The 19296-nt window shown below is 32.9% G+C and carries 23 protein-coding genes and 3 tRNA genes; 12 read left to right on the forward strand and 14 right to left on the reverse strand.

Features of this window, described 5'->3' with window-relative positions; all coding sequences use genetic code 11:
* Positions 1–162: 162 nt before the first annotated feature.
* From EG242_RS04825 to EG242_RS04835, 3 genes are all read right to left on the reverse strand, one after another.
* Positions 163–1128: a hypothetical protein gene (locus EG242_RS04825; RefSeq protein ID WP_124898776.1), complete on the reverse strand. Its 966-nt coding sequence runs from the start codon at positions 1126–1128 to the stop codon at positions 163–165.
* Between the two features lie 106 nt (positions 1129–1234).
* Positions 1235–1717 carry a 6,7-dimethyl-8-ribityllumazine synthase gene (ribH, locus tag EG242_RS04830; RefSeq protein ID WP_124898777.1) on the reverse strand — a complete coding sequence of 161 codons (483 nt, stop codon included), beginning with the start codon at positions 1715–1717 and terminating at the stop codon, positions 1235–1237.
* Positions 1718–1719: 2 nt separating this feature from the next.
* Positions 1720–2493 (reverse strand): tetratricopeptide repeat protein, encoded by a 774-nt coding sequence (locus EG242_RS04835; RefSeq protein WP_124898778.1) that lies wholly within the window; start codon positions 2491–2493, stop codon positions 1720–1722.
* Positions 2494–2609: 116 nt separating this feature from the next.
* On the opposite strand from EG242_RS04835, the gene recF reads away from it, so the two are divergent.
* From recF to EG242_RS04860, 5 genes are all read left to right on the forward strand, one after another.
* On the forward strand, positions 2610–3695 hold the full coding sequence (gene recF / locus EG242_RS04840; RefSeq protein ID WP_124898779.1) for a DNA replication/repair protein RecF: 1086 nt from the start codon (positions 2610–2612) through the stop codon (positions 3693–3695).
* Between the two features lie 40 nt (positions 3696–3735).
* Entirely contained in the window at positions 3736–4746 is a 1011-nt protein-coding gene (gene murB / locus EG242_RS04845) for a UDP-N-acetylmuramate dehydrogenase (protein ID WP_124898780.1), read from the forward strand.
* Between the two features lie 238 nt (positions 4747–4984).
* Positions 4985–6079 (forward strand): glycosyltransferase, encoded by a 1095-nt coding sequence (locus EG242_RS04850; protein ID WP_124898781.1) that lies wholly within the window; start codon positions 4985–4987, stop codon positions 6077–6079.
* Between the two features lies 1 nt (position 6080).
* Positions 6081–6650, forward strand: coding sequence for an RNA polymerase sigma factor (locus tag EG242_RS04855; protein ID WP_235831869.1), 570 nt, complete (start codon positions 6081–6083; stop codon positions 6648–6650).
* 129 nt (positions 6651–6779) lie between these two features.
* Entirely contained in the window at positions 6780–7187 is a 408-nt protein-coding gene (locus EG242_RS04860) for a hypothetical protein (RefSeq protein ID WP_124898782.1), read from the forward strand.
* Positions 7188–7224: 37 nt separating this feature from the next.
* On the opposite strand, the gene hisS is transcribed toward EG242_RS04860, so the two are convergent.
* On the reverse strand, positions 7225–8595 hold the full coding sequence (hisS, locus tag EG242_RS04865) for a histidine--tRNA ligase (RefSeq protein WP_124898783.1): 1371 nt from the start codon (positions 8593–8595) through the stop codon (positions 7225–7227).
* A gap of 261 nt (positions 8596–8856) precedes the next feature.
* Positions 8857–9708: a peptide chain release factor N(5)-glutamine methyltransferase gene (gene prmC / locus EG242_RS04870; RefSeq protein WP_124898784.1), complete on the reverse strand. Its 852-nt coding sequence runs from the start codon at positions 9706–9708 to the stop codon at positions 8857–8859.
* Positions 9709–9736: 28 nt separating this feature from the next.
* Here prmC and ribD point away from each other — a divergent pair, with 28 nt between their 5' ends.
* Both ribD and EG242_RS04880 read left to right on the forward strand, forming a co-directional pair.
* On the forward strand, positions 9737–10780 hold the full coding sequence (ribD, locus tag EG242_RS04875; RefSeq protein ID WP_124898785.1) for a bifunctional diaminohydroxyphosphoribosylaminopyrimidine deaminase/5-amino-6-(5-phosphoribosylamino)uracil reductase RibD: 1044 nt from the start codon (positions 9737–9739) through the stop codon (positions 10778–10780).
* Positions 10780–11388 (forward strand): IMPACT family protein, encoded by a 609-nt coding sequence (locus EG242_RS04880; RefSeq protein ID WP_124898786.1) that lies wholly within the window; start codon positions 10780–10782, stop codon positions 11386–11388. The genes ribD and EG242_RS04880 overlap by 1 nt, the downstream gene beginning before the upstream one ends.
* Before the next feature lie 109 nt (positions 11389–11497).
* Here EG242_RS04880 and EG242_RS04885 read toward each other — a convergent pair whose 3' ends face one another.
* Positions 11498–12202, reverse strand: coding sequence for a hypothetical protein (locus tag EG242_RS04885; protein WP_124898787.1), 705 nt, complete (start codon positions 12200–12202; stop codon positions 11498–11500).
* 71 nt (positions 12203–12273) lie between these two features.
* Positions 12274–12672, reverse strand: coding sequence for an acyl-CoA thioesterase (locus EG242_RS04890; RefSeq protein ID WP_124898788.1), 399 nt, complete (start codon positions 12670–12672; stop codon positions 12274–12276).
* Positions 12673–12851: 179 nt separating this feature from the next.
* Between EG242_RS04890 and dnaA the strand changes: the two genes are divergently transcribed.
* From dnaA to EG242_RS04910, 4 genes are read left to right on the forward strand one after another with little or no spacing between them, the layout of a single operon-like run.
* A complete protein-coding gene (gene dnaA / locus EG242_RS04895) occupies positions 12852–14291 on the forward strand; it encodes a chromosomal replication initiator protein DnaA (RefSeq protein ID WP_124898789.1) in 1440 nt (479 codons plus the stop codon).
* Complete coding sequence (locus EG242_RS04900) at positions 14291–14749, forward strand: low molecular weight protein-tyrosine-phosphatase (protein ID WP_124898790.1); 459 nt, start codon at positions 14291–14293, stop codon at positions 14747–14749. The genes dnaA and EG242_RS04900 overlap by 1 nt, the downstream gene beginning before the upstream one ends.
* 44 nt (positions 14750–14793) lie before the next feature.
* The gene (locus EG242_RS04905; RefSeq protein WP_124898791.1) at positions 14794–15435 is read left to right on the forward strand and encodes a hypothetical protein; all 642 of its coding nucleotides are present in this window, start codon (positions 14794–14796) and stop codon (positions 15433–15435) included.
* Between the two features lie 9 nt (positions 15436–15444).
* Positions 15445–16161, forward strand: coding sequence for an SAM-dependent methyltransferase (locus EG242_RS04910; protein WP_124898792.1), 717 nt, complete (start codon positions 15445–15447; stop codon positions 16159–16161).
* Between the two features lie 63 nt (positions 16162–16224).
* Here EG242_RS04910 and EG242_RS04915 read toward each other — a convergent pair whose 3' ends face one another.
* The 3 genes from EG242_RS04915 to EG242_RS04925 are packed head-to-tail and all read right to left on the reverse strand — an operon-like array spanning position 16225 to position 17447.
* Positions 16225–16629 (reverse strand): DUF5004 domain-containing protein, encoded by a 405-nt coding sequence (locus tag EG242_RS04915; RefSeq protein WP_124898793.1) that lies wholly within the window; start codon positions 16627–16629, stop codon positions 16225–16227.
* A gap of 60 nt (positions 16630–16689) precedes the next feature.
* Positions 16690–17007: a DUF6787 family protein gene (locus EG242_RS04920; protein ID WP_124898794.1), complete on the reverse strand. Its 318-nt coding sequence runs from the start codon at positions 17005–17007 to the stop codon at positions 16690–16692.
* 35 nt (positions 17008–17042) lie between these two features.
* Positions 17043–17447: a DUF6146 family protein gene (locus EG242_RS04925; RefSeq protein ID WP_124898795.1), complete on the reverse strand. Its 405-nt coding sequence runs from the start codon at positions 17445–17447 to the stop codon at positions 17043–17045.
* Positions 17448–17502: 55 nt separating this feature from the next.
* On the opposite strand from EG242_RS04925, the gene prfB reads away from it, so the two are divergent.
* A protein-coding gene (gene prfB / locus EG242_RS04930; RefSeq protein WP_124898796.1) for a peptide chain release factor 2 occupies positions 17503–18601 on the forward strand; the annotation gives its coding sequence in 2 pieces (ribosomal slippage) (positions 17503–17565 and positions 17567–18601; 1098 coding nt in all).
* 47 nt (positions 18602–18648) lie between these two features.
* On the opposite strand, the gene EG242_RS04935 is transcribed toward prfB, so the two are convergent.
* The 4 genes from EG242_RS04935 to EG242_RS04950 all read right to left on the reverse strand — a co-directional run bounded on the left by EG242_RS04935 (position 18649) and on the right by EG242_RS04950 (position 19295).
* Positions 18649–18722, reverse strand: a tRNA-Thr gene (locus tag EG242_RS04935).
* Between the two features lie 45 nt (positions 18723–18767).
* A tRNA-Thr gene (locus EG242_RS04940) sits at positions 18768–18841 on the reverse strand.
* Between the two features lie 33 nt (positions 18842–18874).
* A tRNA-Thr gene (locus EG242_RS04945) sits at positions 18875–18948 on the reverse strand.
* Positions 18949–19028: 80 nt separating this feature from the next.
* A complete protein-coding gene (locus EG242_RS04950) occupies positions 19029–19295 on the reverse strand; it encodes a hypothetical protein (RefSeq protein WP_124898797.1) in 267 nt (88 codons plus the stop codon).
* Between the last annotated feature and the right edge of the window lies 1 nt (position 19296).

The following is a 19296-nucleotide window of genomic DNA, read 5'->3' on the forward strand; positions in this document are numbered from 1 at the left end:
TTACCAATGCCCTTTGCAGAAAGTTAAAGAAAACAAAAAAGCCCTGAAAATTTCAGAGCTTTTGTATTAGATTAAAAAACAATATTAACATCCTCATAAATCTTTTCTCATTTATCATTGTTTAGAGCAAAAATGAAAAAAGAATACCCATATAAATAATAATTATTGAAATAATGTTTGTTTAATAATGAATTCTGTTAATAAATTATCTGGTGTACCTAATACTTCATCATTTACTATAAAATCAATCAACTTTTTTGCGGTAGTTACACTATCGCTTGAATATTTACTACTACACAAATAAGCTAATATAAAACCTTTTATATTCTTATTCTGATCCAAAAAAAATTTACAATTATCGGTTAAAGAATCAATAAAGAGAATCTCTTTACTGTGAAATTTATTTACTTTTTTTAGATTTTTTATTGTAGGATTATAATCTATGAGAATTGTAGGAAACGGTGTAGAAATCTCTTGGGTATTAATTATTAAATCCTTACAAAATAAATTAAAATTAAAATATTTCTTCAAATTATTTACAACTTCGAAGTCATTACAATTTATTTCATGTCTATGCTTATCTCTACCAATACAAGTTTTAGATCCAGACCAAAACTTCAAAACACAATCCAATTGACTATATATTATTGAATCTTTTATAACTACATCCTTTTCAATGTAAGCTTCATAAATCTGTTTTCCATTTAGACTTAGTAATTCTACTTTTCCAGAAAAAAATTCAGAAGAAAAATCGACTGTAGGATAATACCTTAAATACCCAACCTTTCTTTCCCCATCTTCAATAGTGACAACAAACTTTTCCAAATAATCTCCTTGTTTTAAAAAGGTACTAGTAACAAACGAATAGGTTTCATTGTTATGTACAGGATCAAAGAAATAATTAATTATGGGTTCAGATGTTTTTTCTTCCTTCTTTTGAATCTTCATTGAGATATAGGGAGACAATCCATAACTTCCACTAACGAAGGAACTAAACTTATTAGTAAAAAACATATAATTATTAGGCATTATTTCAGAAACCTCTTTAAAAGTAAGTTTTTGAAAACACTCTTTATCACAAGATACTATACCAATAATCAAAAATAATAAATAAACATTTTTTTTCATAATTATATAAATTTCTAAATTTTATTAAATATAATTATTTTTTTAACAAATCAAACTATAAAAGGAAACTGCATAAAAAAAGCTCTGAAAATTCAGAGCTTTAGTATTATTTATTTAATGCGATCATTTTTAATGCGGCAACCGCAGCTTCGGTGCCTTTGTTTCCGTGGATTCCTCCACTTCTGTCAATCGATTGTTGTTCGTTGTTATCGGTGAGTACACAAAAAATAGTTGGTACATCGTAAATTAAGTTTAAATCTTTAATGCCTTGGGTAACACCTTCGCAAACAAAATCAAAATGTTTTGTTTCGCCTTGTATCACACAACCAATGGCTATTACAGCATCAAACTCTTCTAACTGGTGCATTTTTTTGCTTCCAAAAATCAATTCAAAACTTCCGGGAACATTCCAACGTACAATGTTTTCAGGTTTCGCTCCGCAATCAATCAATACATCGTAAGCACCTTGAAACAAACCGTTGGTAACTTTATCGTTCCATTCCGAAACAACCAAACCAATTTTCAACTCTGTTGCATCAATTAAATCGGCTTTGTTGTATTCTGATAAATTTTTATTAGCTGTAGCCATAATTATTGAGCCATTCCTAAATAAACATCAATATTTGCCGCTTCTACCGAGCTTTTGTAATTGTCTTTAATATTGGTAAACAATTTCAAAGCTTCGTCTTTCTTACCTAATTCAATAGCCATTAAACCTGCTTTGTAAGCATAACGTGGCGTAGAAAATTCGTTTGGAGTATGTTCTGATGCTTTTTTGTAAAATTCAAAAGCTTCGTTTGGTTGGTTTAATTCAGAAAAAGCATCACCAATTGCACCTAACGACATTGCTTTTAAGAACAAATCTTTAGAGTTAAACTGCTCTAAATGCGTAATTGCTTCTTTAAATTTACCCATATTAAGGTATGATGTTCCTGCGTAGTAATGTGCCAAATTAGCTGCATTTGTTCCGCTGTATGTATCGGCAATTCCTAAAAAGCCCATTTTACCTTCACCACCATTTAAAGCCAAATTGTATAAAGAATCTGTAGCTTCACCATTAATTGCTTGATCATAAAATTGCTGTGCCTGAAACATTTCGTTAGCCGCTTCGTCTTCTTTTGGTTCCATAATAAAATTATTATATCCCAAATAACCAACTGCTACAACAGCCAATGCGCCAATTGCATAAAATACTTTTGACTGGTTTAATGTAAACCAATTTCCTATTTTATTTGCAGACGAATCTAAAGTATTGAACACTTCTGCTGTATCACTTTTGTCGTTTAATACCGCTTGGTGTACGTTTTCTTCTTTTTCTACCTCTGGTTTTTCTGGTTTATAACCTCTTTTATTATATGTTGCCATAACGATGTAATAATTTTAATCTGGGCAAAAATAGGATTTTTATCCAAATTTAAAAGTCTATTTGTTATATATTTTTCAGAAATTTGCTTTTTAATTCAATTAATAAAACTGCTTTTGTGAATTTAGAGCAAATACATATCCTTAATTTTAAAAACATTCCCGAAAAAACACTGCATTTCACCAAGAAAATCAACTGTTTTGTAGGAAAAAACGGTCAGGGAAAAACCAACCTGCTCGATGCTATTTATTATCTGGCATTCGGCAAAAGTTATTTTAATCCGGTGGCTTTGCAAAATATTAAACACAACGAAGATTTTTTTGTGATTGAAGGTGTTTTTAACAAAGCCGACAAGCGCGAACAAATTGTGTGCAGTTTAAAGAAAGGACAAAAAAAGGTTTTAAAACGCAACGGAAAAATATACGATAAGTTTGCCGATCATGTGGGTTTGATTCCGTTGGTAATGATTTCACCAAGCGATCAGGATTTGATTTCGGAAGGAAGTGAAACCCGAAGAAAGTTTATTGATCTGGTAATTTCACAGCAAAATAGTCAGTATTTACAGCATCTTATTCAATACCAAAAAGTATTGTTGCAACGCAACGCTTTACTGAAATATTTTGCTTTAAATCGAGTTTTCGATACCGACACTTTAACAATTTACAACGAACAACTGCATAATTTAGGAACTGAAATTCATAAGAAACGCAGCGAATTTATCGAAGAATTTAATCCGATCTTTCAAAAATACCACCAACAGATTACCGGCAACAGCGAATCGGTAGAAATAAAGTACGAAAGTCAGCTGCATGAAAAACTTTTGTTGGATCTTTTTACTGATTTTTTACAGAAAGACCGCGTGCTGCAATATACATCGGTAGGAATTCATAAAGACGATTTATTGTTTGAAATTAACGGACATTCCATTAAAAAATACGGATCGCAAGGTCAGCAAAAATCTTTATTGATCGCTTTAAAACTGGCGCAGTTCGATTTTATAAAGAAACAAAGCGGCGTGCTGCCTATTTTATTGTTCGATGATATTTTTGATAAGTTAGATGCCGATAGGGTGCAGCAGATAATCGAAATGGTAAACAACGCTACTTTTGGTCAATTGTTTATAACCGATACGCACGAAGACCGCACAGAGCTTATTGTAAAGCAAACCAATTTAGATTACGAAATTTTTAAAATATCTAACTAAACAAAAAGGGTTTTTCGTTTATTTGTACAAATTTTCAGCTATGCAGTTCAATCAGTCATTAAAAAATTACAATACGTTTGGGATCAGTGTAAATGCCACCGCTTTTGTTGATATTACTTCGGTAGATCAGCTAAAACAGGTTATTCAGCAAAAAAATAACAAATTACCTTTGTTTATTTTAAGTGGCGGAAGCAATATGTTGCTTACAAAAGATGTTGATGCATTGGTTTTACATTTAAATACCAAAGGAATTGAAGTTGTAAACGAAGAAGATGATTTTGTTTGGATACAAGCACAAGCAGGCGAAATTTGGCACGACTTTGTTTTGAACACGGTTAATAGAAATTTAGGCGGGTTGGAAAATTTATCGCTTATTCCCGGGAAAGTAGGGTCCTCTCCTATTCAAAACATCGGTGCTTATGGCGTAGAAATTAAAGACACTTTTCACAGTCTAACTGCTTTAAATTTAGAAAACTTGCAAATGGAAACGTTTTCAAATACCGAATGCGAATTCGGTTACCGCGAAAGTGTTTTTAAAAACAAACTAAAAAACAAATACATTATCACATCGGTTACTTTTAAACTGAAAAAAGTACCACATACTTTGCATACATCTTACGGAGCCATTCAACAGGAATTGGATGCTATGAATGTATCAAACCCAACAATTAAAGATGTGAGCAATGCGGTAATCGCAATCCGTCAATCAAAATTACCCGATCCAAAAGAAATTGGTAACAGCGGCAGTTTCTTTAAAAACCCGGTAATCGATAAAAACTTTTATCAATCTTTATTAGAAAAAAATCCAGATATTCCGCATTATCCTGTGAACAATTCTCAAGTAAAAGTTCCGGCGGGCTGGTTAATTGAACAAGCTGGTTTAAAAGGTTATCGCAAAGGCGATGCCGGTGTACACACAAAACAAGCATTGGTATTGGTTAATTATGGCAACGCAACCGGCGAAGAACTAATTAATCTGGCTAAATACGTGCAAGCAACTGTTTTGCAGAAATTCGGAATTGAAATTAACCCCGAAGTAAACATTATTTAAAAAAATTATATGAAAATTTAGTATATTTTTAGATTCCGTCAGTTCGAGCTTGTTGAAAAATAATTCTTTAAACTTCTCGATACACTTCACTTCGTTACGTTACTCGAAGCGACGACTTATGTATAGATAATTGTTTAATCTATATTAATTCAGATTATCAAAATAAACAATTTATTTAATTTTTAAAGTTGTAGTTCGTTAACATTTAAAGTATTTTTGCAGTTATTTAAAACACCCTATGGCATTAACACTACTTTATATTTTAGCAGGCTTATTTATTGTTTTACTGATATATTATTTAGGCATTTTTGCAGGATCAATATTCAGCAAACCGCACGAAACCAACGCCAAGCGCATCCCCGTTTCGGTTATTGTATACGCTAAAAACAACAGTGATGAATTGCGAAGTTTATTACCTGTTCTACTGAATCAGAATTACCATCAGTTTGAATTGGTTCTGGTTAATAATGCCTCGACCGATGATACCCTACATTTAATTAAAGAATATGCGTTAATGTACCCAAACATTAGAATTGTCGATGTAGTAAACAATGAAACTTTCTGGGGCAACAAAAAATACGCGGTAACCTTGGCAATTAAAGCCAGCAAATATGAATATTTGGTTTGTATTGATGCCGATAAAAAAATACATTCAAACAATTGGTTGGTTCAGTTAACATCGCATTTTACATTAAACAAAACCATTATTTTAGGATCGTTTTTTTACAGCAAACAAAAAGGTTTCTTCAACAAATATCAACGATTTTTTCATACCATGCAGCAAATTCAGTCAGTTGCCTGGACAAAAATCAGTCAGCCTTACAGTTTAAATCTACAGCAAATCGCCTTTAAAAAAGAAGATTTTTACAACGTAAATGGTTTTATCAATCATATGCAGAAGCCTTTGTTTATGGACGAATATTTTGTGAACGATGCTTCAACATCAAAAAACACAACTATTTGTGAACATGCTGATGCCATGATTGAAACCAAAGCTTTAAATAAAACAGATTTCAAGATATTCAAAAATCAACAAATTCAATTATTATCAAACCTTAAAGGATCGGCAGCGTTTAAAATCAAACTTTTTAATTTATTTCAGTTTTTGTTTTTTGTAACAGCAATAGCATCTTTTATAACTCTTGAATATTGGTATGTAACACTTGCAATTGTGTTTTTACGTTACCTTATTATCTGGATATTATTTGCCAAGGCAGCCAAAAAATTCCGTTATAACGATCTTGCTTTATACTTTCCTGTGTTCGATTTGTTTTATATCTTTATGCAAATTCAACTATTTCTAGGAAATCTTTTCAAAAAACGAACAACGTAACGTGGCACAAACACCTGCAAATGAAATTGCAATATTAATAGAAAATGCAAAAACTGGAAGTCAGACTGCTTACACTGCCCTGTTAGATATTTATTGGACAGAAGTGTATCATTTTATATTGAAAAGAACAGAAAATGAAACCGATGCCGAAGATATTACCATTGAAACTTTTGCCAAAGCGTTTGATAAACTTTCGCAATATAAAACCGAATTTGCGTTTAACACGTGGCTGATTGCTATTGCAAAAAATGTTCATATTGATTTAATAAGAAGACGAAAAACCAATGATATTGTCAATTTAAACGAAAACGAGGAATATCTTTTTGATACGCTTGCAGATGAAGATACGTTGGAAGATCAGCTGATTTACGAACAAAATTTGGCAACATTAAAACTTTGCATTAAACAGTTAAAACCACATTATCAGCAGATTATTCAGTTGCGCTACTTTCAGGAACGAACCTATAACGAAATTGCCGAAATAATCAACGAGCCTTTAAACAATGTGAAAATTAAGATTTTACGTGCTAAAAAGCTACTTACGGAATTAATTAAAAAGCAAAATCAATAAATAATTTATTGAAAAGGCTATTAAAAACCTACTTAAAAAAAGCAAATATTGTTAGACTACTCTATTTAAAATGTTTAAATTTGAAACCTATTGGGCGTTATATTATTTCATTAGTACTATAAATAATTCATGACTACACAAAAAATGGTTTATGAAAAACAGATAAACGACCCAGATTTTGGAGATTTAACTTACCACATCTCTAACAAAGACCGAATTTTGTGGTCTTTTACAGCAACACTCTTTGATAGCCCTATAATAGTATATATACAAGGCGGTGCAAAAAAATTAAATCCTGAACTAAAAAAGATATTTTTGGATGTTCTTGCAAACGAAGAATCTTTAAAAAAAGAAATCACTAAAGCGTTACAAATTTTTAAAATTGATGACAATACATCATTTAATGATCAATTAAAGATTACTGAAATATCAATATGGTCAAAAAACTACGACATTACCTTACTTGATACCGTTGAAAAAAAATCTTACATCATTAATTTAGAAGATTTAAAAATACAAGACATTTACATAGAATAAAAAAAGTCGCTAATTAAAATTAGCGACTCTTTTTGCTTTATAGGAATTTACTCATTAATTCTTGTAAGGTAACATTTTGCTGTTCGCCTGAATGAAGATTTTTCAAACCAAAAATATTTTGTTGCATTTCGGTTTCCCCAACAATCACCGCATATTTAATTCCTTTTTTATCGGCATACTTGAATTGTTTATCCATTTTCACCTTATCAGGATACAATTCTGCTTTGATGCCGGTTTCGCGTAACTTTTGAATTGCTTTTAAAGCATATTTCGCCTCGGTATTTCCATAATTGAAAAACAAAATATCAGAGGCGTTTGAAACCGTTTCTGGGAAAAGATTCAATTCTTCAATAACCAGATAAATTCTGTCTAAACCAAACGAAATACCAACGCCGCTCATATTTTTCAAACCAAAAATTCCAGTTAAATCATCGTAACGACCACCACCACCTATTGATCCCAACTTAACGGTTTCGGGTGCGGCAACTTCAAAAATAGCTCCGGTGTAATAGTTTAATCCACGCGCCAACGTAACATCTAAATTCAGTTGTGCCGATTTTAAGCCTAACTCTTCCACGGTTTCGCAGATAAACGTCAGCTCCTCTATTCCTTTTGTTCCTTCTTCTGATGTTGCCAATAACTCACGTAATTGCTGTAATTTATCCGACAATGAACCTGAAAAATTAAATAATACTTGTACTTTATCTATTGCTTCTTCTGAAATTCCTTTAGCCAACATTTCTGTTTTAACGCCGTCTTCACCAATTTTATCTAATTTGTCTAAAGCAACAGTAAAATCAATCAGTTTATCGCTTGCGCCAATAACTTCGGCAATTCCCGATAATATTTTTCTGTTGTTGATTTTAATAGTAACTCCTTCTACTTTTAAATCGCTAAAAACAGCATCGTATAATTGTACTAATTCCACTTCTTGCCACAAAGATGTAGATCCAACTACATCGGCATCACATTGGTAAAACTCGCGGAAACGACCTTTTTGCGGACGATCGGCACGCCAAACCGGCTGAATCTGATAACGCTTAAATGGAAACTCTAACTCGTTTTGATGTTGTACCACGAAACGCGCAAACGGAACAGTTAAATCGTAACGCAACGCTTTTTCGGATATTTGTGGAGTAATTTTTAAACTGTTTTTAGTTTGCAAAAATTCCTCCTTCGTTTTCGCTAAAAAATCGCCCGAATTTAAAATCTTAAAAATTAAACGATCGCCTTCTTCGCCATATTTTCCCATTAAGGTTTCAGAGTTTTCAAACGATGGTGTTTCAATTGGTTGAAAACCGCTGCGTTCAAAATGCTTTTTTATAACAGAAATAATATATTGACGCTTGGCTACTTCAAGCGGAGAAAAATCGCGGGTTCCTTTAGGAATACTTGGTTTTTGTGCCATTTTAATTTATTGTTTAAGAATCAGCTTTTTAAGATTTCGTCAGTTCGAGCTTGTCGAGAACTTCTCGATACATTTTTTTCCGATTCTCTCCAAAAAAATACTCGAAGTGACGCAGTTTAAAAGCAAATTTGTGTGAAAAATATGTTCTTAAAATTATATACCTACAAGGTCTAAAAGACTTTGCAAGACAATTTTTCTTTGCAAAGATAATAGTTTATAGTTTGAAAGTTGTAAAGTTTTAAAGTCAAAAACTGATTACTGTTACCTAATTACCGAACACTTCATCATTCGGTCGTTTTGTATAAAATCTTTTTTTAGTTCGATGGTTTTAAAATATTCCGAAACCATTTCATGCATTTCGTTTCCTAGATATTGATTGATTTCAAAAAACAACAGTCCGTTTTCAGTTAAACTTTTCTGAGCTAATTGTGTGATTTTTCGGTAGAAAATCAACGGGTCGTTATCATCTACAAACAACGCCAAATGTGGTTCGTGCTGCAAAACGTTTTCGCTTATTTCTGCTTTTTCTAAATTTCGCACATAAGGCGGATTGGAAATAATAATATCGTACGAATCTAATTGTTTGGTCGATAAAATATTTTGTTCGATAAAAGTAACCGAAGCGTTTAGGTTTTCTGCATTTTGCTTGGCGATATTCAAAGCTTCGGTTGAAATATCCATCGCAAAAACTTCTGCCAACGGAAATTCCTTTTTAATTGTTATAGGAATACAGCCCGTTCCTGTGCCAATATCCAGCACACGCCAGTTTTTTTGCGGCTGTTTTTTCATTTCGTTTAAAACCCAATCTACCAATTCTTCGGTTTCTGGTCGCGGAATCAATGTTGCAGGCGAAACCTTAAAATCATATCCAAAAAAATTAGCCTGTTGCGTAATATATTGTATAGGTTCATTATCTTGTAAACGATTGAAAACTTCGTCTATTTCCTGCTGATTTTCAACTAAAACCGACTCATTTCCATTCAAAACAACATCGGCTTTACTGTAATTCAACACAAATTCCATTGCCATATAAAACAAATTTAAACGCTCTGTTTCATCATAAAAAGCAGGAAGTTGGTTTAGAAATCGTTTTTTATAATCGTTTACCGTCATCTTTTTTTAATTTTGTAAAAAATTCGCTATGCACACACACGAACAATTTATGTACCGCGCTTTGTTTATTGCACAGAAAGGTTTGCCCGCTGCCATGCCAAATCCGTCGGTTGGTGCGGTAATTTTTCACAAAGATACAATTATTGGCGAAGGTTCAACGAGTGCTTTTGGCGGATCGCATGCCGAAATAAACGCAATAAATTCGGTAAAAAACAAAGAACTGCTAAAAGAAAGTACTATTTATGTTACACTGGAACCTTGCAGCCACTACGGAAAAACGCCGCCTTGTGCCGATTTAATCGTGAAAATGCAGATTCCGAATGTCGTGATTGGCTGTGTGGATTCTTATGCCGAAGTTGCTGGAAAAGGAATTGAGAAACTGAAAAATGCAGGTGTAAATGTGATTGTCGGAATTTTAGAGAAGGAATGTATCAACAGTAACAAACGATTTTTTACGTTTATCCAGAAAAAAAGACCTTATATTATTTTAAAATGGGCAGAATCGGCAGATGGATTTATTGCTCCGACAGAAAAAAATGATCAAAAACCCGTTTGGATTTCGAACAACTATTCCCGACAATTGACGCACAAATGGAGAAGTGAAGAAATGGGTATTTTGGTTGGAACAAAAACCGTTTTAGACGATAATCCTTCCCTAACAACTCGAGATTTTGTTGGAAAAAATCCGGTTAGAATTTATTTGGATGCGAATCATAAAATTGACACATCGTTTGCAATTACAAATTCAGAAAGTAAAACCATTTGTTTGTGTGCGGAATTTCCTCTGAATCCAATTGATCAAATCATTTATAAAAAGATTGATTTTAATGATTTACCTGCCGAAGTAAATAGAATTTGTGTGGAAGAAAATATTCAATCGATAATTATTGAAGGTGGATCACAAACTTTACAGCAGTTTATGGATACTGAATTGTGGGATGAAGCACGAGTTTTTAAAAGCGATGCAATTTTAAAAGAAGGTATAAAAGCGGTTGAACTAAAAAATGCTGTTCAGTTTTCCTCACAAAAAATTCAGAACAACATTTTAACGTATTATAAAAATCAAAAATAATGACTGATACTTACAAAACAATAGAAAAACCAAGCGATGAAGTGTTGTTTAAAGAAAAAAACAGCAAGTTTTTCGGCTATGCTTTTCCAGTTCAGTCAGAAAATGAAGTGAAAGAAATTTTAGATCAGATTAAAAAGCAACATTACACAGGTAGACATTGGTGTTATGCATATCAAATTGGTACAAAAACAAAAATTTATCGCGCTAATGACGACGGCGAACCTAACAACAGTGCGGGAATGCCTATTTACGGACAAATACAATCGTTTGATGTGACAAACGTTTTAGTAATTGTAGTTCGATATTTTGGCGGTGTAAAATTAGGCGTTGGCGGTTTGGTTACAGCTTACAGAACTACTGCGCAAATGGCTTTGGAAACGGTTGAAATTATAGAAAAAACAATAAACACGCACTATCTTATTCGGTTTGATTATAAAAACATGAATAAAGTAATGCGCGTTATTAAAGAAAAAAATCTGAATGTTGTAAATCAGGTTTTAGAATTAGATTGTTTGATTGAAATATCATGCAGACTAACTCAAAAAGAAGAAATCTTTAATACTTTCAATCATATTTTTGAAGTTTCTATTACAGAAAAAGAAGATTAATTTTTCCATTTACCACAGATGCACGGATTTATTAAGTTATATCAACAATAAAAATTTTAATCTAATAAATTGTGTGATTTGTCATCTGTGAATCTGTGGCAATTCAATTTTAATCATATTTAAAATTCAATAGTTGTTCTTCAACCAACATTCTAAATCCGTCGGATTCTAATTTAGTTCCATCGTTAATAAAATCCATCATGTGTAAAGCAAAATAAGGTGCTTTCACTTTTGGAAGCTTATAATTTTCATACAGAAAATCAGCAGAATAAACCTTTAAAAATCGTTCCATAACCTGTATTTCACGCTCTACCGAAAGAGCTTTTTTATTCATTTTTGCCTTTCCGGTAAGTTTGTTCACAAAACCATCTAACTTAATATTTCCTGTAGCAGAATAATTATCTTTATAGGTTATTTGATTATCTTTTTTTACAGCACGCTCTGCTTTAGTCAGGTTTGGCGCAGTTTCCAAGCCTAATTTACTGTTCATGTTGGTATATTCAATTTCCAATTCATCAAGAACAGTAGAATCGGTCAAAAGAACATCTAATTTTTTTCTATCTATTATCTTTTGCGTAACATCAATAGTTTCAACAAGCGTTTCATTTATATAGAACGATAATTTGTCGTTAACGTTTAACGAAATGGTCTTATAAATATTTTGACCTATTTCTACAACAGCATTATCATTATGTTTTACCGAAATTTTTAAATCGTTCGTAGGTTTATACACACGTGCTTTTAAAACAATTGGAGTTTGCGCCATTAAAAAACCCGAACAAAACAAAAATAGTATTAAAATAAACTTTTTCATAGTAGTAATTTTTTTTAGAATTTACGATTTTTTGTTTGTCCTTAAAAACGTTTTTTTTCTTTTAACACTATTTAGCCGTTAATAAATTTTTCAAGATAATCAGGTACCGAAATTTGTCTTTTAGTTTTCATGTCAACAAACACCAAAGTTGTATGCGCAGTTGTTAATAAGTCGCCCTTTTGGTTAACAATTTCATAGGTAAATTCTATCTTAACACCACCTAAATAATACATACGTGTAATTACTGTTAATTCATCGTCATAATACGCAGGTTTCTTGTAGTTCATACTTAAAGAAACAACAGGAAGCATTACACCGCTATTTTCGAGTTCTTTGTACGAAACCCCTTTGTTTCTAAGCCATTCCACGCGCCCCATCTCAAAATATTGGGCATAATTCCCATGGTACACCACACCCATTTGGTCGGTCTCTGCGTATCGCACACGTATGCTAATTTTATGTTCCTGCATAAAAAATAAGTTTCAAAAATTTTATAATTCAAATAAAAAAGTACTTACAATATTATTTCTAAAAATCAAATAGTAAAATCATTTTTTTTGATGATTTTTATTCACATATTTGTAAATGTAAACGTGTTTTATGTAACTCTCTAAAACACCATTATTAAACACTATTATCTCTAATAAAAATGCTTGATTATACACAAGAAACCGCAATATCTGTTTGGAATCGTTGTCTGCAATTCATAAAAGACAACATTGGCGATCAGGCGTTCAAAACTTGGTTTGAACCAATTGAGGCTATTGAGTTAACAGAAAACGCTTTGTATATTCAGGTTCCTAGTAAATTCTTCTACGAATGGCTAGAAGAGCATTATGTAAAGGTATTAAAATCTGCATTACAAAAGGAACTTGGTCCTAAAGCAAAGTTACTGTATAAAATTAAAATGGAAAATACTTCGGGAGCAAAACAGCCGTTTACCGAACAATTACCTAGTACCCAGAGAGAACCTGTTAAAACCCAGGAATTAGATGTTCCTGTACAAACAAAAAATCCCGAATTAAAAAACCCGTTTGTAATTCCCGGAATCAGAAATGTTAAGATAGAATCACAGTTAAATTCTAATTACAGTTTTGATAATTTCCTGGAAGGCGAATCGAACCGTTTGGCTCGTAGTGCCGGTATGGCAGTTGCCAACAAACCGGGCGGAACCGCTTTTAATCCGTTATTAATTTACGGTGGCGTTGGTTTGGGAAAAACGCATTTGGCACACGCTATTGGTGTGGAAATTAAAGATAAACATCCGGAGAAAACCGTATTATATATTTCGGCAGAAGTTTTTACACAGCAATATGTTGATTCTGTTAGAAAACAAACCCGTAACGATTTTATTTATTTCTATCAGTTGATCGATGTATTAATTGTTGATGATATTCAGTTTTTATCAGGAAAATCGGGTACGCAAGATGTATTCTTCCATATTTTCAACTATCTGCACCAGAACGGAAAACAGGTTATTTTAACTTCAGATAAAGCTCCGGTTGATATGCAGGATATTGAACAGCGTTTGTTATCTCGTTTTAAATGGGGACTTTCGGCTGAAATCATGCACCCTGATTTTGAAACCAGAGTAAATATCGTAAAGAATATTTTGTATCGCGATGGTGTTGAAATGTCTAACGATGTTATTGAATACGTTGCAAAGCACGTAAAAACTAACGTTCGCGAATTGGAAGGAGCTATTATTTCGTTAATTGCACAATCGTCTTTCAACAAAAAAGAAATTACGGTTGATTTAGCTAAAAACGTCATTGAAAAATTCGTAAAGAACATTCGTAAAGACATTTCTATAGATTACATTCAAAAAATAGTTTCTGATTATTTTGAGTTGGATATTGAAACGCTTTGCTCAAAATCGCGTAAACGAAACATTGTGCAAGCCCGCCAATTAGCTATGTTTTTCGCAAAGAAATATACCAAATCGTCGTTAGCAAATATTGGTTCACAAATTGGCGATCGCGATCACGCTACGGTTTTACACGCTTGCAAAACGGTTGACAATTTATTGGAAACCGACAAGGAGTTTAAAGCGCATTTCGAAGACATCAATAAAAAACTATCTATGTAATGGCAAAAATATTAATGGTTTGTTTGGGTAATATTTGCAGATCGCCGTTGGCAGAAGGCATTTTAAAATCTAAATTAAAATCTGAAGTGTTTTTTGTAGATTCTGCCGGAACCGGTGCTTGGCACGCTGGCGAATTACCCGATAAAAGATCTATTGCTGTTGCAAAAAAGTACGGTATTGATTTAACAACCCAACGCGCAAGACAGTTTTGTTTAGACGATTTTTCTGCTTTTGACTATATTTATGTTATGGATAAAAGCAATTACGAAAACGTTTGCAGACTGGCACCAAACGATGAAGCGAAGAAAAAAGTACAGCTGATTTTAAACGAGTATCATCCGGATAAAAACATGGAAGTTCCCGATCCTTATTACGGTGGCGACAATGGTTTTGATGATGTTTACAATATGTTGAACGAAGCTTGCGAAAAGATAAAGATAAAATTAGAAAACGCTTAAAGGCGTTTTTTTTATATTTCTATGACAATTCATGGTTATTTATTATGAAAAAATATTTTTCTTTTACAATAGATTTTAAATTATTATTTTCCCTAATAATAACCTTTGTTTTATTCACAATTATAGGAACAGTTTCACACGAAACTGGTCATTACTTAGTAGCAAAAATTGTAGGCTTAGACGCCATTGTACATTATGGTTCAACAAGCATAATTATTCCTGATGATTTTGATGATATCATTACCAAATCAGAGCTTCTTTTAGTCACTTTAGGTGGTCCTTTACAAACTATTTTTACAGGAACGCTTGGATTATTACTTTTACTTTACAATCGAAAAAAAATTATATCCTTAAAAAAACTGAAAATTATTCACTGGTTTTATATTTTTCTTTCTTTATTTTGGTTAAGACAAACATTTAACTTTATTACTTTAATAACAAAGTACTTCATAAAAGGACGCTACTCAAAACAAATGGACGAGATAAAACTTGCTCGTAATTTAGATATACATGATTTTAGTATTTTAATACCAACTGCATTCATCGGATTATTAGTAGCGTTTTATATTATTTTTAAATACATTCCATACAACCAAAGATTTACATTTATTCTTTCAGGACTAATCGGAGGAATTTTAGGTTTTTATTTCTGGTTGATTTTATTTGGAAAATTTATACTTCCTTAATTATATTTTATGACAACATTAGGCACCTTATATTTAATTCCGGTAATGTTAGGAGACGAAACTCCTGCTCCAGATGTTTTACCTGCAAGTGTAATGCGCACGGTTTCGCTTATTAACGATTATGTTGTGGAAAACAGCAAAGTTGCCCGCAAGTTTATTAAAGCTATTGATCCGACTAAAGTTCAGGCTACTTTAAATTTGTTCGAATTGAATAAACATACCGATGCCAAAGAATTAAAAACGTTTATTCAACCTTTATTAGAAGGTAAAAACATGGGATTAATGAGTGATGCCGGTTGTCCTGGCGTTGCAGATCCGGGTGCGGTAATTGTAGCAATGGCGCACGAAAAAGGAATTAAAGTTATTCCTCTTACCGGTCCGTCATCTATTTTACTTTCTTTGATGGGATCTGGCATGAACGGACAATCGTTTACTTTTAACGGATACCTTCCTATTGATAAATCAGAAAAAAAGACCATGTTGAAGAATCTGGAAAAATGGTCTTTTGAACGCAATCAATCTCAGATTTTTATTGAAACACCATACAGAAACAATCAGCTGATAGACGAAATGGTTCAGGTGTTACAGCCAAATACGTTATTATGCGTTGCCTGCGATTTAACCTTACCTACCGAAATTATGCTGACAAAACCCGTAAGTTTCTGGAAAAAACATAAAATAGATTTACATAAACGTCCGTGTATCTTTATTATTCATAAAAAATAAGTTCATTTTTGTACTGCCTACAAAAAGATCGATACTATCTGTGGAAATTGTGGTGCAAATAATCTATTCCGTTTTGGCAACTTCAACAACTAAATTAGTTTCATCAAAAGTAAAAATTGTTTTTCCATCTTTTATTGAAACAGAGACTTTCATAATTAGTCTTTTAGATTTTTTGTCAGCCAAAGTAAGTTTATTGTCTTTAAAATTCCAAATAGCATCATTTGCCATCATTGTGAAATACCTAAAACCTTCTGTTGGATTTAAAGACGTTATTTTAATTGAATTATCTTGTTCTAAATGGAAGGTACTTTCGCTTAATCCGTTCATCATGTTACGGATATTATCATTTTCTACGGCTTTAGGACTAATAATCTCTTTTACCTTCCATTGTCCTACCATATTAATTTCTTGAGCATTTACAGCGTTGCAAATTAATGTTAGGAATATTAATGTAATAAGTTTTTTCATATTAATAAGTTTTACCAATCTTAGCTATTATTTCTCCAATAACCTTAATTAAAACACAAATTATTTACCTACTTTTATTCCATATAAAAATCCTAATCGCATTCGGATCAGCATCTTCTTAACAAAATTCCAGAAAAATGTGTGCTGTAAAAATATCGTACCTATAATAATCAGTAAAACCTTGTAAACAGGCAAAATTAAAATTAACGACAATGGCCAGTAAATCAACGGATGCATACTCTCTTTTGTGATACCGATCAATTCTAAAACCGGACGTGTAATATACGCCGATGTACTGCCAGTAATAGCAAACACCACTAAAATTACGATAAACTGAAAATTAGATGTAATTCCCCACTTTTGTTTTAACGAAGCCATATTTCATTTTTTGTCGATGCAAATTTACAAATAATTTAATCTAATCGTAAATTATTAACTTGCTGAAAATACAATAAATAGTGATACAACATGTAATTAACTTCGTATCCGTAATGGGTTTGCGAATTATAATCTATTCTGTATTCAATAACACTATTCATTCTACCGGCACGTGCATTCCATTCCTGAACCCATCTTCGGTTTTTATTCTCTAAAAAAGTAATAGAATAATGATCTTTTGGTTTTCTGTTTGTGCTAAACCAACGCTCAAAACCATTATCCATAATAATAACTTCATATTCCAAATCGGGGTTTGATAGTGTTACTTTTCCGTTTTCAATTTTAGTGGTTCCTTTATCAACAGCATCGGTTTTGGTCTGTGCAACACAACTCATAAAACTCAATCCTAAAATTCCTAAAAATAGATTCACTGTTTTCATTTTTTTATTCTTTAAGATAAATGTACATTTGTTATCTAACAAAAATCATACAAAAATGGTTACTACAGATCAAATAAAGGGTCTTATGGATCGCCTTGGTGCGTTAAGGAGGTATCTTTGACATCGATCAGAAATTAATTGAAATACAAAACGATGAAGAAAAAACATTTGCTCCCGATTTTTGGAACAATGCCAAAGAAGCCGAAATTTTGGTTCGAAACATTCGTTCTAAAAAGAAATGGGTAGAAGGTTACCAAAGTGCGCAAAGCAATGCCGAAGAACTGCAGGTTTTAATGGAGTTTTTTGCAGAAGGAGACGCATCGGAAGAAGAAGTTCAAAACCAATATGACGCAACAGTAGAAATTGTTGAAGATTTAGAGTTTAGAAACATGCTTTCGGACGAAGGCGACAGTTTAAGCGCTGTTGTACAAATTACAGCCGGTGCCGGCGGAACAGAAAGTTGCGATTGGGCTGCCATGTTAATGCGTATGTATTTAATGTGGGGCGAAAAAAACGGCTACAAAATTAAAGAATTGAACTTTCAGGCGGGAGATGTTGCCGGAATAAAAACGGTTACTTTAGAGTTTGAAGGCGAATTTTCGTTCGGATATTTAAAAGGCGAAAACGGTGTGCATCGTTTGGTTCGAATTTCTCCGTTTGATAGCAATGCAAAACGTCATACCTCATTTGCGTCGGTATATGTTTATCCGTTGGCAGATGACACCATTGAGATTGAAATCAACCCGTCTGATATTTCGTGGGAAACCATGCGATCATCGGGTGCAGGTGGGCAAAACGTAAATAAAGTGGAAACTGCCGTGCGTTTACGCCACCACCCTACCGGAATTATCATTGAAAACTCTGAAACACGTTCACAGCTCGATAATAAAACCAAAGCCATGCAGTTGCTTAAATCGCAATTGTACGAAATTGAGTTAAAGAAACGTCAGGCTAAACGCGATGAAATTGAAGCCAACAAAATGAAAATTGAATGGGGATCGCAAATTAGAAATTATGTAATGCATCCTTACAAATTAGTAAAAGACGTTCGCACGCAATTTGAAACCAGCGATGTTGACAGTGTAATGAACGGCGGTATTGATCCGTTTCTTAAGGCTTATTTAATGATGATGGGGCAGAAAGAAGAAAATTAGATCCAATAAAAAACTCCTAAATTTCTTTAGGAGTTTTTGTTTTATTGAGCCTCTAGAGGGACTCGAACCCACGACCTGCTGATTACAAATCAGCTGCTCTAGCCAGCTGAGCTACAGAGGCAAAATAATATTGTAAATTCAGTAAAAAATCAAATTGAAAATTTTGAGCCTCTAGAGGGACTCGAACCCACGACCTGCTGATTACAAATCAGCTGCTCTAGCCAGCTGAGCTACAGAGGCAAAATAATAATTTTCAATTTGATTAAGAACTTGAGCCTCTGGAGGGACTCGAACCCACGACCTGCTGATTACAAATCAGCTGCTCTAGCCAGCTGAGCTACAGAGGCGACTCATTTACGGTTGCAAATATACAGCTGTTTTTTGATTCTGCAAGGGCTACCGTAACTTTTTTGTCAGTTTTTTTTGACTATAAATTGTTGATTTTTTCAACCAGCTGATTTGCAGTTCCTTCTAAATCTGTATAGATTGCTTTGAAGTGTGCTTTTTTATTTTCTGCTTTTTTATCGTTTACACGCTCAATTAAAGTATCAAATTGCTTAATTGCCTCATCAATAATTGCTTGCGACTCATCTGTTGGTTTTCCTGCTGTAGAAAGCTCCCAAATGTAAACTGCTTCAATTATATCTCCTAATACAAAATTGATATCTTTTTTTAAAGTTCTAACGTTTGCCATA

Source organism: Paenimyroides viscosum, from assembly GCF_003858535.1.
Classification (GTDB): domain Bacteria; phylum Bacteroidota; class Bacteroidia; order Flavobacteriales; family Flavobacteriaceae; genus Flavobacterium; species Flavobacterium viscosum.

Excerpts from the sequence above, each read along its gene's own strand:
- EG242_RS04900 (WP_124898790.1), top strand. The coding sequence starts at position 14,291 with ATGGCAAAAATATTAATGGTTTGTTTGGGTAATATTTGCAGATCGCCG.
- EG242_RS04920 (WP_124898794.1), bottom strand. The coding sequence starts at position 17,007 with ATGGCTTCGTTAAAACAAAAGTGGGGAATTACATCTAATTTTCAGTTT.
- ribD (WP_124898785.1), top strand. The coding sequence starts at position 9,737 with ATGCACACACACGAACAATTTATGTACCGCGCTTTGTTTATTGCACAG.
- EG242_RS04860 (WP_124898782.1), top strand. The coding sequence starts at position 6,780 with ATGACTACACAAAAAATGGTTTATGAAAAACAGATAAACGACCCAGAT.
- EG242_RS04850 (WP_124898781.1), top strand. The coding sequence starts at position 4,985 with ATGGCATTAACACTACTTTATATTTTAGCAGGCTTATTTATTGTTTTA.
- EG242_RS04915 (WP_124898793.1), bottom strand. The coding sequence starts at position 16,629 with ATGAAAAAACTTATTACATTAATATTCCTAACATTAATTTGCAACGCT.
- dnaA (WP_124898789.1), top strand. The coding sequence starts at position 12,852 with ATGCTTGATTATACACAAGAAACCGCAATATCTGTTTGGAATCGTTGT.
- hisS (WP_124898783.1), bottom strand. The coding sequence starts at position 8,595 with ATGGCACAAAAACCAAGTATTCCTAAAGGAACCCGCGATTTTTCTCCG.
- EG242_RS04910 (WP_124898792.1), top strand. The coding sequence starts at position 15,445 with ATGACAACATTAGGCACCTTATATTTAATTCCGGTAATGTTAGGAGAC.
- EG242_RS04925 (WP_124898795.1), bottom strand. The coding sequence starts at position 17,447 with ATGAAAACAGTGAATCTATTTTTAGGAATTTTAGGATTGAGTTTTATG.
- murB (WP_124898780.1), top strand. The coding sequence starts at position 3,736 with ATGCAGTTCAATCAGTCATTAAAAAATTACAATACGTTTGGGATCAGT.
- EG242_RS04905 (WP_124898791.1), top strand. The coding sequence starts at position 14,794 with ATGAAAAAATATTTTTCTTTTACAATAGATTTTAAATTATTATTTTCC.
- ribH (WP_124898777.1), bottom strand. The coding sequence starts at position 1,717 with ATGGCTACAGCTAATAAAAATTTATCAGAATACAACAAAGCCGATTTA.
- EG242_RS04890 (WP_124898788.1), bottom strand. The coding sequence starts at position 12,672 with ATGCAGGAACATAAAATTAGCATACGTGTGCGATACGCAGAGACCGAC.
- EG242_RS04825 (WP_124898776.1), bottom strand. The coding sequence starts at position 1,128 with ATGAAAAAAAATGTTTATTTATTATTTTTGATTATTGGTATAGTATCT.
- EG242_RS04835 (WP_124898778.1), bottom strand. The coding sequence starts at position 2,493 with ATGGCAACATATAATAAAAGAGGTTATAAACCAGAAAAACCAGAGGTA.
- EG242_RS04950 (WP_124898797.1), bottom strand. The coding sequence starts at position 19,295 with ATGGCAAACGTTAGAACTTTAAAAAAAGATATCAATTTTGTATTAGGA.
- EG242_RS04880 (WP_124898786.1), top strand. The coding sequence starts at position 10,780 with ATGACTGATACTTACAAAACAATAGAAAAACCAAGCGATGAAGTGTTG.
- prmC (WP_124898784.1), bottom strand. The coding sequence starts at position 9,708 with ATGACGGTAAACGATTATAAAAAACGATTTCTAAACCAACTTCCTGCT.
- EG242_RS04885 (WP_124898787.1), bottom strand. The coding sequence starts at position 12,202 with ATGAAAAAGTTTATTTTAATACTATTTTTGTTTTGTTCGGGTTTTTTA.